The 15908-nt window shown below is 60.9% G+C and carries 14 protein-coding genes; all 14 read right to left on the reverse strand.

What is annotated here, in order from left to right; translation table 11 throughout:
* Positions 1-31 precede the first annotated feature (31 nt).
* Positions 32-829: an SDR family NAD(P)-dependent oxidoreductase gene (locus KYG_RS13425; RefSeq protein WP_008905455.1), complete on the reverse strand. Its 798-nt coding sequence runs from the start codon at positions 827-829 to the stop codon at positions 32-34.
* A 248-nt stretch (positions 830-1077) separates the two neighbouring features.
* A complete protein-coding gene (locus tag KYG_RS13430; protein ID WP_008905456.1) occupies positions 1078-2334 on the reverse strand; it encodes an ABC transporter substrate-binding protein in 1257 nt (418 codons plus the stop codon).
* Between the two features lie 93 nt (positions 2335-2427).
* Entirely contained in the window at positions 2428-3684 is a 1257-nt protein-coding gene (locus tag KYG_RS13435) for an ABC transporter substrate-binding protein (protein WP_008905457.1), read from the reverse strand.
* Positions 3685-3810: 126 nt separating this feature from the next.
* Complete coding sequence (locus KYG_RS13440) at positions 3811-4662, reverse strand: ABC transporter ATP-binding protein (RefSeq protein WP_008905458.1); 852 nt, start codon at positions 4660-4662, stop codon at positions 3811-3813.
* A 10-nt stretch (positions 4663-4672) separates the two neighbouring features.
* The gene (locus tag KYG_RS13445; protein WP_235501455.1) at positions 4673-5620 is read right to left on the reverse strand and encodes a branched-chain amino acid ABC transporter permease; all 948 of its coding nucleotides are present in this window, start codon (positions 5618-5620) and stop codon (positions 4673-4675) included.
* A 131-nt stretch (positions 5621-5751) separates the two neighbouring features.
* Positions 5752-6639: a branched-chain amino acid ABC transporter permease gene (locus KYG_RS13450; protein WP_008905460.1), complete on the reverse strand. Its 888-nt coding sequence runs from the start codon at positions 6637-6639 to the stop codon at positions 5752-5754.
* 3 nt (positions 6640-6642) lie between these two features.
* Positions 6643-8586, reverse strand: a complete 1944-nt coding sequence (locus KYG_RS13455; protein ID WP_008905461.1) for a long-chain fatty acid--CoA ligase — start codon at positions 8584-8586, stop codon at positions 6643-6645.
* Positions 8573-9346, reverse strand: a complete 774-nt coding sequence (locus KYG_RS13460) for an ABC transporter ATP-binding protein (protein WP_237707259.1) — start codon at positions 9344-9346, stop codon at positions 8573-8575. The genes KYG_RS13455 and KYG_RS13460 overlap by 14 nt, the downstream gene beginning before the upstream one ends.
* Before the next feature lie 213 nt (positions 9347-9559).
* Entirely contained in the window at positions 9560-10777 is a 1218-nt protein-coding gene (locus KYG_RS13465) for a CaiB/BaiF CoA-transferase family protein (protein ID WP_008905463.1), read from the reverse strand.
* Between the two features lie 9 nt (positions 10778-10786).
* Positions 10787-11953: an acyl-CoA dehydrogenase family protein gene (locus KYG_RS13470; RefSeq protein WP_008905464.1), complete on the reverse strand. Its 1167-nt coding sequence runs from the start codon at positions 11951-11953 to the stop codon at positions 10787-10789.
* Positions 11954-12020: 67 nt separating this feature from the next.
* Positions 12021-12824 (reverse strand): enoyl-CoA hydratase/isomerase family protein, encoded by an 804-nt coding sequence (locus KYG_RS13475; protein ID WP_008905465.1) that lies wholly within the window; start codon positions 12822-12824, stop codon positions 12021-12023.
* Between the two features lie 57 nt (positions 12825-12881).
* Positions 12882-13739, reverse strand: coding sequence for a MaoC/PaaZ C-terminal domain-containing protein (locus tag KYG_RS13480; RefSeq protein ID WP_008905466.1), 858 nt, complete (start codon positions 13737-13739; stop codon positions 12882-12884).
* 11 nt (positions 13740-13750) lie between these two features.
* Positions 13751-14671: an SDR family oxidoreductase gene (locus KYG_RS13485; protein ID WP_008905467.1), complete on the reverse strand. Its 921-nt coding sequence runs from the start codon at positions 14669-14671 to the stop codon at positions 13751-13753.
* Positions 14672-14701: 30 nt separating this feature from the next.
* Complete coding sequence (locus KYG_RS13490) at positions 14702-15859, reverse strand: thiolase (protein ID WP_008905468.1); 1158 nt, start codon at positions 15857-15859, stop codon at positions 14702-14704.
* Positions 15860-15908 lie beyond the last annotated feature (49 nt).

Genomic DNA, 15908 nt, shown 5'->3' on the forward strand with positions numbered 1-15908 from the left:
TGCCGCATGTCTTTCGACCGTGCCCGGGCGTTTACCCAATCATGCTGTAACCACCAGACACTGAAAGAACCTGCCCGGTGACATGGCCCGCAGCCTTCGCTGAAGACAGGAAGACGACGGCATTGGCAATATCCTGCGGCCGTCCCACCTTGCGCAACGGCAGCGCCTTGGCGACTTTTTCCAGTTGCTCCGGCGTGAACATACTGTCGGCATCAATCCACATGCTGCTTCCGCCCACTTCGTCGGTGGTACTGGGGATAGTGACGCCGGGGCATACCACGTTGCAGCGGATGCCGTAACGCCCGTTTTCCTTGGCGATCGTTTTCATGAAGCTGTTGATGGCAGCCTTGACGCCGCCATACACCGCTTCACGTGGCTCACCTTGCCGACTGGCATCAGAGCTGATGGAGACGATTGAGCCGGCGTTGCGAGGAACCATGACTTCAAGCGCGGTCTTGGTGCAGTTGAGAACGCCGAGGTAGTTGATGTTGATGATCTTTTGCCACAGATCGGGGGTCGTCTGCGTGAAGAACATCAACTGGTCCCAGCCGACGTTGTTGACGAGGACATCGACGCCGCCGAACTTGTCCGAGGCTGCCTTGAACATGGCTTGCACCTGGTCAAGTTGGGTGACATCGGTCTTGACAACCTGCGCCGACGCCGCGCCGCTCGCCAGCGCGAGTTCTGCCGTCTTTTGCGCCTGACTTTCGTCGATGTCGCCGATGGTGATGTTGGCGCCTTCCGCGGCGAAGCCGAGCACGATGCCGCGGCCAATGTTCGAGCCGCCACCCGTGACGATGACCGATTTTCCTTTTAGTTCGAGATCCATACTGATTGCTCCTTGCGCTTTAGGCGCCACATTGGTGAGGATGAAATTATAACTATCTAACGATAGTTAGACAGCGAGCGAGATTTCCTGTGTTGGATGGTGCGCCTGGCAGCTACCACTGCAATCCACTGTGGCATAGGCTGCCACCTGTCGATTCAAGAGAGGGATGAAAATCCGAGAAACAAGATGGGATGGTTCACTATCAGTGCGCAACGCGCCTGACCGTGAACCATCCCAAGGGAAGGCAATTACTGTTTGTTCTTGGCGAACTCGCCAGATTCTTTCTTCACGATGTCCTGGACCACGTCGTCATACGCCGAGAACCAGTCAGTCTGGGGCACCCACTTGGCGCCGTCCCACATGTCGATGCGGGTTTTGCCGCCGCCGCCATGGTCTTTGGCGGTCACCGTCACGGGGGCGATCAGGCCTTCGGCATCAAAGTTTTTCAAGCTTTCCAGTCCGCGCTTCATTTTGTCAGGGTTGAGGGGCCAGCCACTTTGTTTGATGGCTAGGCGAGCGCCTTCGAAAACGCTGGCATAGATGGCCAGACCGGTGTTGTAGTAAACATCGTTGAGATGCTTGCGGTCACCGCTGCCCTTGTTTTTCTCATACAGGTCCTTGATGATCTGCTGCATCAGCGGGTGGCTCTGTCCACCCGTAACGTTGGTGCCGCGCTTGAGGCCTTTTGCGTTTTCCAGACCAATGTTGGCAAGGTCAACTTCGTTGAGCCAATTGACGGAAATGTACTTGTCCATCGGGATGCCGTTGCGCTTCATTTCGCGCGAGGCGACGACGTGCATGCCGGCCAGGTTCCAGCTGATCACCCAGTCGGGGTTGTTGCGGCGGATCTGGGACCAAGCGGCGGCCTGGTCATTGCCCGGCATCGGGTTGGGAACCAACTGCAGGTCAAAGCCCTCTTTGGCCGCAAGTGTCTTCAACACGCCGATCGGTTCCTGCCCGAACGGATAGTCGGGGTAGATGAACGAAATCTTCACGCCCTTGAGATTGTTGTTGGACTTGGTTTTGATGTAGTGGATATTGTTGGCCATTTGACCCCAGTAGGTGGGCCCAATGGGGAAAATCCACTTGAACACATCACCATCGACCGCATCGCCACGACCTACAAAGGATTGCACCATCACATTGCCATCCGCCATGGCGCGCGGCAGAACGGCGCGGGAAACCGGCGTGGACAGGAAATCAAAGGCAACGGCGCCTTCGCGTTTCATCTTTTCGTAGCACTCGATGCCACGCTGCGGCTCGTTGCCATGGTCTTGAACCAGTATCTCGATGGGGTGGCCTTCAATGCCGCCTTTCTGATTCAATACCTTGGCATAGTCATTCGCCGCCTGGGCAATTTGTGGCGTCACAAAGCCGTAGGATTTACTCAGGTCATAACAAAGCGCGAATTTGACGGGCTGGGCTGGTGCCTGCGCCTGCGCGGACTGCAGACCGGCCAGCGCCAATCCCAGGCCAGCAAGAATGGAAAGCAGTTTGATTTTCATGATGATGTTTCCTGTTTAGTTAGTACGGGGTGAAATGCAGTCTGTAGAAGGCACGCCGTACAGTCGTGCCCGAGGCCTGACCGAGGCGTATCGCTACTGCTTCGACTTGGCGAACTCCGCCGATTCCTTCTTGGCGCTTTCCTGGACTACATCGTCGTATGCGGAGAACCAGCCAGTCTCTGGCACCCACTTCGCGCCATCCCACATGTCGATGCGCGTCTTGCCGCCGCCGCCATGGTCCTTGGCCGTCACAGTTACAGGGGCGATGAGGCCGTTAGCGTCGAAGTTGCGCAGGCTCTCCAGCCCGCGCTTCATCTTGTCGGATGTCAGAGGCCAGCCATACTGCTTGATTGCCAGACGCGCGCCTTCGAAAACAGGAGCGTAGGTGGCCAGCCCAGTGTTGTAGAAGATGTCATTGGTATGCTTGCGGTCGCCGTTGCCCTTTCCCTTGTCATACAGATCCTTCAGGATCTGCTGGATCAGCGGGTGCTCCTGACCGCCCACCACATTAGTGCCGCGCTTGATGCCCTTGGCTGCGTCGGCGCCAATGTTCGCGATGTCCACTTCGTTGAACCAATTGACTGCGATGTACTTGTCCATCGGCATGGCGTTGCGTTTCATTTCGCGCGAGGCAACAACGTGCATGTTGCCCAGATTCCAGCTGATGACCCAATCGGGGTTGAAGCGGCGGATCTGGGACCATGCCCCTGACTGATTGTTACCAGGCAGCGGGTTCGGGAACAATTGGAGGTCGAAGCCTTCCTTGGCCGCGAGTGTCTTCAACACGCCGATGGGTTCCAACCCAAACGCGGTGTCCAGGTAAAAGAATGCGATCTTCACCCCCTTCAGGTTGTTGTTCGACTTGGACTTGATGTACTGGATGTTATTGGCTGCTTGGCTCCAATAGGTGGGCCCGATGGGGAATATCCACTTGAACACATCGCCGTCGACTGCATCGCTGCGGCCAGTAAAGGATGAAATCATCACATTGTTGTCCTGCATTGCGCGCGGCAGCAGCGCGCGCCCGACCGGCGTGGAAAAGAAGTCGAAGGTGATCGCACCCTCGCGCTTCATCTTTTCATAGCACTCGATGCCCCGCTGCGGTTCGTTGCCATGGTCTTGAACCAGAATCTCGACCGGATGGCCTTCGATGCCGCCTTTCTGGTTGAGTATCTGCGCATAGTCGCGCGCGGCCTGGGCAACTTGCGGTACGGCGAAGGCGTAAACCTTGCTCAGGTCGTAACATAGCGCAAATTTAATCGGTTCGGTCTGGGCCTGGGCCAGCGCGGGCTGGACATTGGACATCGCCATCCCCACGCCAGCAAGAATTGAAAGCAGTTTGATTTTCATGGTGATGTCTCCTGTTTAGCTAGCACGGGGTGAAATGCAGTCTGTAGTAGGCATGCCGGTCGTGCCCAAGACTTAATGCGAGAGCTCGACGCGATGTGGAGGTGTTCATGCTACGAGAAACTCGTTTCAGGTGAGCCAGCGTTTGCGCCGACTATAGTGTTTGATGTCATGGAAGCTTCGCCCTTCGGTGCCTCCTAGATAGAACTCCTGGATGTCCGGGTTTTTCTTCATGGCTTCTGCGCTGTCATGCATCACCACGCGTCCGTTCTCGATCAGATAGCCATGCGAGACGACCTCTAAAGCTGCAATTGCGTTTTGTTCCACCAGCAGAACGGACAGGCCTTCTTCCTTGTTGATGCGCCGAACAATGTCGAAAATCTCGGCCACCAGAAAAGGCGCGAGACCAAGACTCGGCTCGTCAAGCATCAGCAGCTTGGGTTGCGTCATCAAGGCACGGCCAATGGCCAGCATCTGCTGCTCGCCGCCTGACAGGTAGCCGGACTGCGCGGTGCGCCGCTGATGCAAGCGCGGGAAGTAGCTGTAAACCATATCCTTGTTACGCAGCATGTCTTGGCGGGTGCCACGAACCGCCGAGGCCGCCACCAGGTTTTCGTCAGGCGTCATGTGTTCGAACACACGCCGCCCTTCCAGCACATGCACGATACCGAGCTTGACGCGCTCCTGCGGCGCCAGTGCATCGATGTTCTGACCCAGGAATTGCACCTCACCGCGGGTTACCAGGCCGCGCTCAGGGCGCAGCAGGCCGCTGATCGACTTCAGCGTCGTGCTTTTGCCAGCGCCGTTGGCGCCCAGCAGTGCCACCATGTCGCCTTGCGGCACATCGATCGAAACGCCCTTGATGGCGAGCGATACATGATCGTAGATGACCTCGACATTGTTCAGTGACAATATCAAGGCAGGTTCCGCAGTCTGGTTTTGCATCAGCGTTGGGGTGGAAGTCAAGTTGTCAGTCGCCATGATGTCGTTTTTACTTTCGGGCGTAGCCGAAGGGCCAGACCAGCAGGTAGTTGCGCAGATTGGTGTACATCTTGCCCAGCCCCATAGGCTCAACCAGCAGGAAAATAATGATCAGCGCGCCATAAACCGCATGTGGAATGTGGGCCAGCGTTTCGATCCCGAGCGAGATGCCCAGGAGCTGCGCCAGCCAGCCGATCAGACTGTTCATCAGGCCGGGCATCAACAGAATGAAGGCGGCCCCAAAATAGCTGCCGATGATGCTGCCCAGTCCGCCGACGATCACCATGGCCAGCAACTCGATGGAGACATTGACGGCAAATTGCTCCGGTGTGGCTGCTCGGTAGAAGGTGAAGATCAGGATGGCGCCGCTGATGCCGCCAATGAAGGACGAGGTGGCGAACGCCACCAGCTTGTAATACAGGCTGTGCACGCCAATGACCGCCGCAGCGAAGTCCTTTTCACGCACCGCAATGAGCGCGCGGCCAAGCCCGGTGCGGCGCAAGTTGAGCATGAACACGGTGACGATCAGGCACCAGCCCAGCGCCACGTAATAGAGTCCGGTATCCGAGGTGATGGCCTGGCCGAGCAGGCTGATGTCAGGTGCCTGCAGTGTGGCCTGGGTGCCGCCGCTGATGGCCGGCACGTGGGAGATCACCCAGTCCATGACGAACTGCAGGGCCAGCGTGCTGAGCGCCAGATACAGGCCTTTCACGCGCAGCGCCGCGAAAGCGAAAACGATGCCGATCACAGCGGCCATCACGCCGCCGAGCACCATCGCGATCTCCCAGGGAATGCCGTTGCGTACGCCGTGCACCGCCGTGTAGGCGCCGATGCCCATGATGGCGGCATAGCCGAAGTGGAACTGTCCGGTCCAGCCCAGGATCAGGTTCAAGCCGAGCACGGCCGCAGTCCACACCAGCCACGGTAACAACTGGGTGCTGAGGACGAGCGTGCTCATGGTGAATGGCGCAGTTAACGCAAAGGCCAGCAACAAGCCGATCATCCAGCGATCCGCGGGGAGCGGAAAAAGCGAGCGCGCGTTGGCGTAATTGGTATGGAAAATTCCTGATTGACGAAATAGCATGACCTTCAGATCCTTTCAATGTCGTGGCGCCCGAACAGGCCATGCGGCCGAATCAGGATGGTCAGAATCAGTATTGTGGCAACCACCAGGTCGCGGCTACCACCGCCAACCAAGGGGTCGAGATAGCCAGATGCAACGCCTTCAAGAAGGCCCAGCAGCAAGCCGGCCAGAATGGCGCCGCCGATGCTGTCAAGACCGCCCAAAACGGCGACGGTCAAGCCCTTGAGCAAAAGCAGCGCCAGCGCCTGGCTGACCCCTTGAACCGAGCCCCATAACACGCCGGCCGTGGTGGCCAGAACCGAGGACATGGCCCAGGAAAACGCCACCCCGCGTTCAACCGAAATACCGATCGACCACGATGCGATGTAATCGTCGGAGATGGCGCGCAGGACAATGCCCCTGCGCGTGCGAAAGAAGAACATCAAGACCAAAAACAGCGCGATGGCCATCACGGCGCCCACCACATAAGCCCGACTGAGCAGCACCGGCCCCAGAAACAGCGGGTCGTCGCTGATGCCAATGGACAGCGGAAGGCCAGAGCCGCCCCAGATGGCCATTGTTGTCGCGCGTATAAAGATGTCCAGCCCCAGTGTCATCATCAGGATCATGATGATGGGGCGGCCCGCCAGCCGGCGCAACGCCACCCGCTCGATGCCCATTCCGACAAAGAACATCGTTCCCATGGCCAGCGGGATGGCGACCCACATCGACACGCCCAATCCATTGGCGATGGCCAGCACGACATAGGCACCCAGCATGGTCATCGCACCTTGCGCCAGGTTAGGCACCGAGGATGACTTGTAGATGATCACGATGCCCATGGCGACCAGTGAATACATGAGCCCCGACAGCGCGCCATTGATGGCCAATTCGGCAAACAGTGAAAAATCCATAATTTAAATCTCCTGCACCGAGAGTTGGCGCTCGATGGTGCCGACTTCACCGGATTCATACGTGATCTGCGCCTTCATCGTGACCGTCTGCTGGCCGCCGTAGATCGCATCAATGATGGGCGCATAACGCTCCTCGACCACGTTGCGGCGCAGCTTGCGGGTTCGCGTGACCTCTCCGTCGTCGGGGTCGAACTCCTTGTGTAAGGACACGAAGTGATGCAGTTTCAACCCGTCTGGCAGGATGCTGTTGACGCGCTTGACCGCTGCCGTGACCAGTTCGATCACCTCGGGTTTTTGCGACAGGTCGGCATAGGACATGTAGGAAATGCCCCGTACCTCAGCCCAATGGCCCACCGGCTCCATGTCGATGCAGATGATGGCCGCCAGCGTGTCGCGGCCGCTCCCGAGCACGGCCACATCCTTGATGTACGGACTGAATTTGAGGCGGTTCTCAATGTAGTTCGGAATGTAGCGTTCGCCTTTGGAGGTATACACCACCTCCGACAACCGTCCGAGCACCACCATGTGTCCATCAGGCTCGATATAACCTGCATCGCCCGTGTGCAGCCAGCCGTCCTCAAGTGCTTCACGGGTGGCATTTTCAAGTTTGTAGTAACCGGAAAACACGCTCCCGGAGCGAATCAAGACCTCTCCGTTGTCGCCGATCTTGACTTCCACACCGGGCAGCGGTTTGCCGACCGTGTGCAGGCGTACTTCTTCGGTGTCCTGCAAGGCAGTGAAGGCGCTGCTTTCAGTTTGACCATAAAACTGTCGCAATTTCACGCCCAGTGCGCGGTAAAAAACAAAAGTGTCTTCGCCAATGGCCTCGCCGCCGGTGAAAGCACCTCGCAGGCGGGTGAGGCCAAACTGGTCCTTGATCGGTCCGAAGATCAACCACTCTCCCAGTTGCCGCTTCAGACGCTCTGTCAGGCTGGGCTGTTTTCCCTCGAGCTTGCGTCGTTCGGACGCCAGCGCCGAGTTCATGAAAACATCGTAGAGCCATTTCTTGAGTGGCGTCGAATCCTCCATGCGAACCTGGATGGTGGTCAGCATGTTGTCCCAGCTGCGGGGTGCCGCCAGATAGAAAGTGGGAGCCACCTCGCGCAGGTCGTGCAGCACCGTTTCCTGGCGTTCGGGGATATTGATGGTGAAGTGCAGCGCAACACCGGCGCCGACCGTGATGGCAAAGTCGCCCACCCAGGCCATGGGCAGATAGGCGAGGATGGTCTCGCCAAATGTGAAGGCGCCCCCGCGATGGGCGTTGCGCACCCCCGCGAGGAAATTGCGGTGGCTCAGTACCACGCCCTTCGGCTTGCCCGTGGTCCCCGACGAGTGCACGAACACCGCCGGTCCGTCGGGCAGCGCCCGTTCGATCAAGGCATTTCGCAGTTTCGGCTCGGCACGCAAGCGATCTGCACCGATGGCCTGCAACTTTTCCCACGAAATCAGTCCGGGATTCGAATAGTTGGTCAAGCCGCGTGGCTCGTCGTAAATGATGTTCTTGATCGTTGCACCCTGATCGCCCAGATCAAGCACCTTGTCGACTTGCTCCTGGTCTTCTGCCAGGACAAAGCGGACATGCGTCTCATGCATGAAGTGACGGATTTCGTCGGGTGTTGCAGTAGAGTAGACGGGCATCGCGTAGCCGCCCAGCACGCCGGCCGCGAGCATGCCCATGTAGAGCCGGGGTCGGTTGTCGCCCAGGACCAGCAAGGCATCCTCTGCGCTAAAACCCAGGCTTTCCATGCCGGCCGCGCAGGCGAGCGTGGTATCCAGCATCTGCGACCAGGTGGTCTCCTGCCATATTCCCAGGTGCTTTTCGCGCATGGCCACGCGATTGCCCAGCAACTCGGCGTTGCGAGCCAGAATGTGGATGAGGGTGGTGTCGGTGCCCATATCCCATGTGGTGTTGCTGCCCTCGGCAGCATTGGTTTCAGTGCTTTGCATGCGCACCCCCCAGGTAGGCCTTGATCACACGTTCATCCTTCATCACGTCGGCAGGAATACCGGTTCCGATGGTTTCACCATAGCTGAGCACCATCATGCGGTCGCAGATGCCGGTGATCACATCCATGTGGTGCTCGATCAGCAGCACAGTGACATTGCGCTCGGCACGCGCATCGAGGATAAAACGGGCCATGTATTCCTTTTCCTCCTGGTTCATGCCAGCCATCGGTTCGTCAAGAACCAGAAAGCTGGGTTCGGCCACCAACGCGCGTGCCAGTTCGACGCGCTTTTTCAGTCCGATCGGAATGCTGTCCACCAGCTCGTCGCGCACGCTCTGCAGCTGCAGGAAATCGATAATCTCTTCGACCTTGAGCCGGCTCGCCATCTCATCCTTGCGACCCAGCCACCAGTAGAGGGCGGTTTTTGCCACGCCGGGCTTCATGTGGATGTGACGCCCCAGCAGGATGTTGTCAAGCACGCTCATGCCGTTGAAGAGCGCCAGGTTCTGGAACGTGCGCGCGACGCCCAGAGCTGCGACCTTGTGCGGCGCCATGCCGGTGATGTCGCGGCCATTGAGCCATATGCTGCCGACTTGGGGTGGAAAGAAGCCGGTGATGGCGTTGGTCATGGTCGTCTTGCCGCTGCCGTTGGGGCCAACCAAGCCGAAGATCTCTCCACGCTCAATGCGCAAATTGGCATCCTTCAACGCGACGAGGCCGCCGAATCGCCGCTCCAGCCCTCGGCATTCGAGGGCGGGCACTGCCGCCGCGTTGCTGGCTTTCATCGGAGTTGGCCGCTGCTCTTTGGTATTGATGGTGTTTATCACTGAGGGTGCCTATGACATAGCACGGTCGACCAACTGCCTGTGCACAGCTTGCCGACCCGATTTTCTGTTCTGCATAAAAGTTTTTCATTGTTGCACCTAACATTAGTTAGGTATATGGGGTTTGCCCTAATCTCTGGCACGCGGAGTTCATGTCGCAACGTGTTCTACGATGCTTCCCCGTGCGATCAGGGCATCAATGGCGGCGGCGCCGTAGCCGTGCTCCGTCAGCAGCTCACGCGTATGTTGGCCGAAGCGCGGCGGCGCGCTGTGGGCGCGCCCGGGTGTGCGTGACAGCTTGACCGGGATGCCGATGCCAGGCACACCCTCGACCTGCACCACCATGTCCCGATGCAGGGTGTGGGGGTCCGTCAATACCTGCGGAATGGCCCTGACGGCGCCGGCCGGAATACCGGCGGCCAGTAGGTCACGGCACAGCTGTTCGCCATCCACCTCTTGCAACTGCGCCTCTAGCAAGGCACGCAGTTCGTCGCGATGGCGAAAACGCTCGGCGTTGGTGGCAAAGCGCGGCTCACTGGCCATGTCGTGATGGCCGAGGAACTCGCACAGTTTTTTCCACTGCCCGTTGTTGCCGATGCCCAGGAAGACCTCGCAGGTCCGGGTCGGAAACTTGTCGTAGGGCACGATGTTGGAGTGCGCATTGCCGCTGAGCCTGGGTGTCTGGCCCGACTGCAACCAGTTTGCACTTTGCGGATGCAGCAGCGACACGGCGGTGTCGTACAGCGTGGCCTCGACGAACTGCCCTCGCCCGGAGCGCTGCCGCTCGATCACCGCCAGTAGCACGCCTATCACGGCCGACAGGCCGGTGGTGATGTCGACCACCGGGACACCGACCCGCAGCGGGCCGGTGTCCGGCGTGCCGTTGACGCTCATCAGGCCGCCCAGTGCCTGCGCCACCGCGTCGTAGCCAGGCGCGCCGCCGAGCGGCCCATCGGCGCCGAAGCCGCTGACCCGGCAGTGGATCAGGCGCGGGAAGCGCTCGCGCAGCGTTTGTTCATAGCCGATGCCCCAGCGCTCCAGCGTGCCGATCTTGAAGTTCTCGATCAGCACGTCGGCGTCCGCCAGCAGCTTGAGAACGATCTCGCGCCCTTCGGGCTTGGACAGGTCGATCACGATGTCGCGCTTGTTGCGGTTCAGGCCGTTGTAGTAGGCCGCCGTGCCGTCGTCGGCAAAGGGTGGGCCCCAGGCGCGGGTCTCGTCGCCAGCGGGCGGCTCGACCTTGATGACCTGCGCGCCGTGGTCGGCCAAAATCTGTCCACAGTACGGGCCACCGAGCACGCGTGAGAGGTCAATCACCTTCAGGCCGGCCAGGGCACCAAAGGCGGGCAGGGGAGCGCTGTTACCCATGGTGGCCTGTCAATAGGAGCGCGGCAGGCCCATCACATGCTCCGCGATGTAGTTCAACACCAGCTCGCGGTTCAACGGAGCCGTGCGCAGCAGCCGCACCAGACCGTACAAGTCGTAAATGCCGTATTCCTTGGTGAAACCGTTGCCGCCATGGGTCTGGATGGCCGCGTCAACGGCATGGATGCCGGCTTCGGCACCCGCGTACTTGGCGATGTTGGCAAACTCCCCGGCAGGCAGACCCTGGTCGAAGGCCCAGGCGGCCTTGAGCGCCATCAGCGAGGCCATCTCGATCTCGCTGCGGGCTATCGCGAGCGGGTGCTGAACGCCCTGGTAGGCGCCGATGGGGGTGTTGTTGAACACCTTGCGGTCGTTGGCGTAGGCCACCGCCTTCTTCAAGGCGAAGCGCCCGACACCGGTACACAAGCCAGAGAGGATGATGCGCTCGGGGTTGAGCGTGTCGAACAGGATGTTGAAGCCTTTGCCGACTTCGCCCAGCACATCGGCCTCGGTGAGCTCCACGTTGTCGAAGAACAGTTGCCATTGTGTTTCGGGCACCGGGAAGGCAACTTCAATCAGCGTCTTGCTGATGCCTTTTTTCTTCATGTCGACCATGAAGATGGTGAAGCCGTCGGTTTTCTTTTTCACGTCAGCGCGCGCTGTGGTGCGGGTCACGACCATGGCGTAGTCGGCGCAGTTGGCGTCGGTGATGAAGACCTTCTGGCCGTTGAGCTTGAAGCCGCCCTTGCCGTCGGACTTGGCGATGCTGGTGATCTCGATCGAGTTCGAGCCGGCGTTCGGTTCGGTGATGGCGAAGCAGAACTTGATGTCGCCGGTGCAGCCGCCCGGCAGAAAGCGGCGCTTCATGTCCTCGCTGGCGTGCTTGGCCAGCAGACCCATGGTCATGGTCGGTCCGACCACCAGGTTCAGCAGCGGAATGCCGTTGTTGGCCAGTCCCTCCATGAACAGCAGCATCTCGGTCATGCCCTGGCCGGCACCGCCATAGGCTTCGGGCACCATGATGCCGAGAAAACCGTCGTTGGTGATCTGCTCGTACAACTCGGTGGGGCGTTCGTTCTTGTTGGCGTAGCCGCGCCAGTAATTGTGGTCGAACTGCTTCGAGATACGGTCGCCGTACTCGTAGATCATCCGTTGTTCTTGGGTCAGCGCGAAATCCATGGGGTGTTCTCCTGTGTACTTGGGAAATTCAGGCTCCTTCCCCGAGAGGGAGAAGGAGCGAACTCAATCAGTTCTGGGCCGAGGGGAACTCGGGCGCGCGCTTCTCGCGCACCGAGGCCACGCCCTCCTTGGCGTCTTCGCCCAGGAAGCACAGCATTTCCATCGCCAGCGAGCTCTCGAAGATCGGGCGCGCCACGTTCATCCAGCCGTTGAGCGAGCGCTTGGTGAAGCGGATCGCCTGCTGGCTGCCATTGGCCAGTTTGTTGGCCACGGCCATGGCCTTGTTCATCAGCTCGGCGCGCGGCACGCACAGGCTGACCAGACCGATGCGCTCGGCTTCCTTGCCGTTCACGAACTCGGCCGTCATCAGGTAGTACTTGGCCTTGGCCATGCCGCACAGCAGCGGCCACAGAATGGCTGCGTGGTCGCCGGCGGCGACGCCGATCTTGACATGGCCGTCGGTAATCTTGGCCTCCTCGGCCATGATGCTGATGTCGGCCAGGAAGGCGACTGCCAGACCGGCACCGACGGCCACGCCGTTGATGGCCGAGATGATGGGCTTGTCGCAGGCCATCATGTTGTAGACCACGTCCGAAGCCTCGGTCATGGTGTTGGCGATTTCCTTCGGGTTGCCGACCATGCCGGCCACCCATTCCAGGTCGCCGCCGGCCGAGAAGGCCTGGTCGCCCGCGCCGGTGATGACCGCCACCTTGGTCTTGGCATCGTCAGTGACCACGCCCCAGATCTTGGTCAGCTCCCAGTGCAGCCGGCCATTGGTGGCATTCATGACCTCGGGGCGGTTGATGGTGATGACCAGCACGCCGTTGGGCTTGTGGTCGAACTTGAGGAATTGAAAGTCAGCGTAGTTCATGTTGAGGCTCCTTGAAAAAAATTGAAAACGAAAACGAAAATGAAAGGCAAAGGACGGTCAGCGCAGCTCGGCGCGTCCGTTGTTCAGCACGACGATGTCGCGTTCGACGGCGCGGGCGCGAAAGGAAACGACCTTGCCATCCACCCATAGCTCGGTGCGTATCGTTTCGCCGGGGTAAACGGGTGACGAAAAACGCACATCCAGCGACTGCAGGGCGCTCGGGTCGCCGCCGCAGACGCGCTGGGTGAGTGCCCAGCCGGCGATGCCGTAGGTGGCCAGGCCGTGCAGGATGGGCTGCTTGAAACCAGCGGCGCTTGCCACCGCGGGTTCGGCGTGCAGCGGGTTGTAGTCGCCCGAGAGGCGGTAGATCAGCGCGGCACGCGGCTGGGTGGCGAAATCGTCGCTGTGATCAGGCGCGCGCGTGGGCAGCTCATGCACGGTTTTGACCGGCCCGGCCGGGCCGCCAAAGCCACCGTCGGCGCGGCAGAAGGTGGTCGAGGTCAGCGTGGCCAGCAGTTCGCCGCTGGTGGCGTCCGTCACCGTGCGCTCGGTGTAGATCAGAGCCCCCTTGTCCGGCCCCTTGTCGATGATCTGGCTCACCCGCGTGCGCCCGATCACTTCACCCTCGGGCGGCACCGGCCGGTGCAGGCGCAAGCCCTGTTCGCCATGCACCAGCCGCACCCAGTCAACGCCGGTGGCCGGGTCCTTGAGCCACATGCCGGGATAGCCCAGCACCACCGGCAGAGTGGGCAGCGCCAGCAGGTTCTTTTCATAGACAAAGCGCAGCTCGGTCTCGTTGGTCGGGTCGGTGCCCAGGCCCACGCCCAATGCGTAGAGCATGGTGTCGCGCTGGGTGTAGCGATGGCGAACGTCCTCGAACGGCCATGCCATCAGTTTCTCGTAGTTGATCGCCATGGCAGATGACGTCAGACGGGATCCCAGGAGAACACGATGTTCGAGCTCTCCAGCGGATAGAAGTTCTGCTTCATGGCGGGCAACACGCGCTCGGCGATGGTCTCGGGTGTCCAGCCCTCGGCGGTGTGCATGCCGCGGATCGGGCGCGACTGGCTCATGAGGAAAATCTCGTTGCCGCGCACGGCGAAGATCTGGGCCGTGACGTCGGCTGCAGCATCGCTGGCCAGGAAGGTGGCCATGGGCGCAATCTGCTCGGTACCGAGTTTTTTCAGTTTTTCCACGCGTGCCTGTTGCTCGGGTGTGTCGGTGGGGATGGCGCCGATCATGCGGCTCCAGGCGAACGGCGAGATGCAGTTGGAACGCACGTTGTAGCGTTGCATGTCGCCGGCGATGTGGCGCGACATGGCCACGATGCCCAGCTTGGCAGCGGCGTAGTTGGCCTGGCCCAGGTTGCCGATCAGGCCGGACGTGGAAGTCATGTGCACATAGGCACCCGACTTCTGCGTCTTGAAGTGCGGGGCGGCGGCGCGCGAAGTGAAGAAGCTGCCGTTGAGGTGCACGTCGATGACGGCGCTCCACTCCTCGGGCGACATGTTGAAGAACAGGCGGTCGCGCAGGATGCCGGCGTTATTGACGACGATGTCGATGCGCCCGAAGGTGTCGGCCGCGCATTCGATGATGCGGTTGGCCGTGGGCCAGGTCGAGACGCTGTCGGTGCTGAGAACGGCCTGGCCGCCAGCGGCCTTGATCTCGTTGACCACCTGCTGGCCGTGGCTGGCGTCATTGCCTTCGCCGCCGACCGAGGCGCCGATGTCGTTGACCACCACCTTGGCGCCTTGCGCCGCCATCATCAGTGCGATGTCGCGGCCGATGCCCCGGCCCGCGCCGGTGACCACGGCGACTTTGTCTTGCAGCATGTTGCCCTTGCTCATGAAATGACTCCTGGTTGTTGATATGAAAAATCAGACGGTGGCGGCCGTGCCCAGCAGGGCCGTCACCTGGCTGGAAAGAACGCCGCCGTTGCCGTGGCACAGGGCGATCTCCGCATTCGGCACCTGGCGGTCGCCGGCCTCGGCGCGCAGTTGCTGCACGGCCTCGATCAGCAGGAACATGCCGTACATGCCCGGGTGACAGCACGACAGGCCGCCGCCATTGGTGTTGACCGGCAACGCGCCCCCCGGTGCGATGCGCCCGTTGCGCACGAAAGCGCCGCCTTCGCCCTTGGCGCAAAAGCCCAGGTCTTCGAGGAACAGCAGCGTGTTGATGGTGAAGGCGTCGTACAACTCCAGCACGTCCACGTCCTTCAGGGCCAGCCCGGCCATGGCGAAGGCGCGCGGCCCGGACTCGGCGGCGGCGGTGACCGTCAGGTCGGGCATGGAGCCGATCTGGCGGTGCCAGGTGGCCGCAGCCGCGCCGAGCACATAGACCGGCGGTTTGGGAAAGTCGCGCGCCCGCTCGCTGCGCACCAGCACCAGGGCGCCGCCGCCGTCGGTGACCAGGCAGCAATCGAGCACCGACAGCGGGTCGCTCACCAGACGCGAATCCAGCACCTGCTCGATGCTGAGCGGATCGCGTGCATGGGCCAGCGGATTGAGTTGCGCCCACTGGCGCGCCGCCACCGCGATGTGCGCCAGGTCCTCGCGCGTGGTGCCGTACTGGTGCATGTGGCGAGCGGCCGCCAGCGCGTAGCTGGAGATCGGGTAGCGCGGCTCGTAGGGGGCTTCGTACAAGGGCGTTTCGGCCATCGACTTGAGCTTGCCGAAGCCCGAGCCCTGGTTGCTGCCGTAGCAAATGAGCGCCACTTCGCACTGGCCGGTGTGCAGCGCCATGGCGGCGGTAAGCAGGTGGCTCACATAAGACGAGCCGCCAACCATCGTGGCTTCGCAGAACTTGGGATGGATGCCCAGGTATTCGGCCACCGATAGACCGGCGAGGAAGTGGTAGGACGAGCCGGTGAACAGGCCATCGACATCGGACAGCTTCAAGCCGGCATCGGCCAGCGCGCCGTGCACCGCTTCGCCCAGAATTTCGAGCGCGCTGCGACCGGGGGTCATGGGCACGCCGCCCAGGCTGGCACCCACGATGGCGGCCGCGCCGCGCAGGGGAGATGTGGTGCTCATGGAGGACCTTCGTGCTGCGCACAGCGGTGCGAGCTTGCTTGGGAACGGC

The organism is Acidovorax sp. NO-1 (assembly GCF_000238595.1).
Classification (GTDB): Bacteria; Pseudomonadota; Gammaproteobacteria; order Burkholderiales; family Burkholderiaceae_C; genus Acidovorax.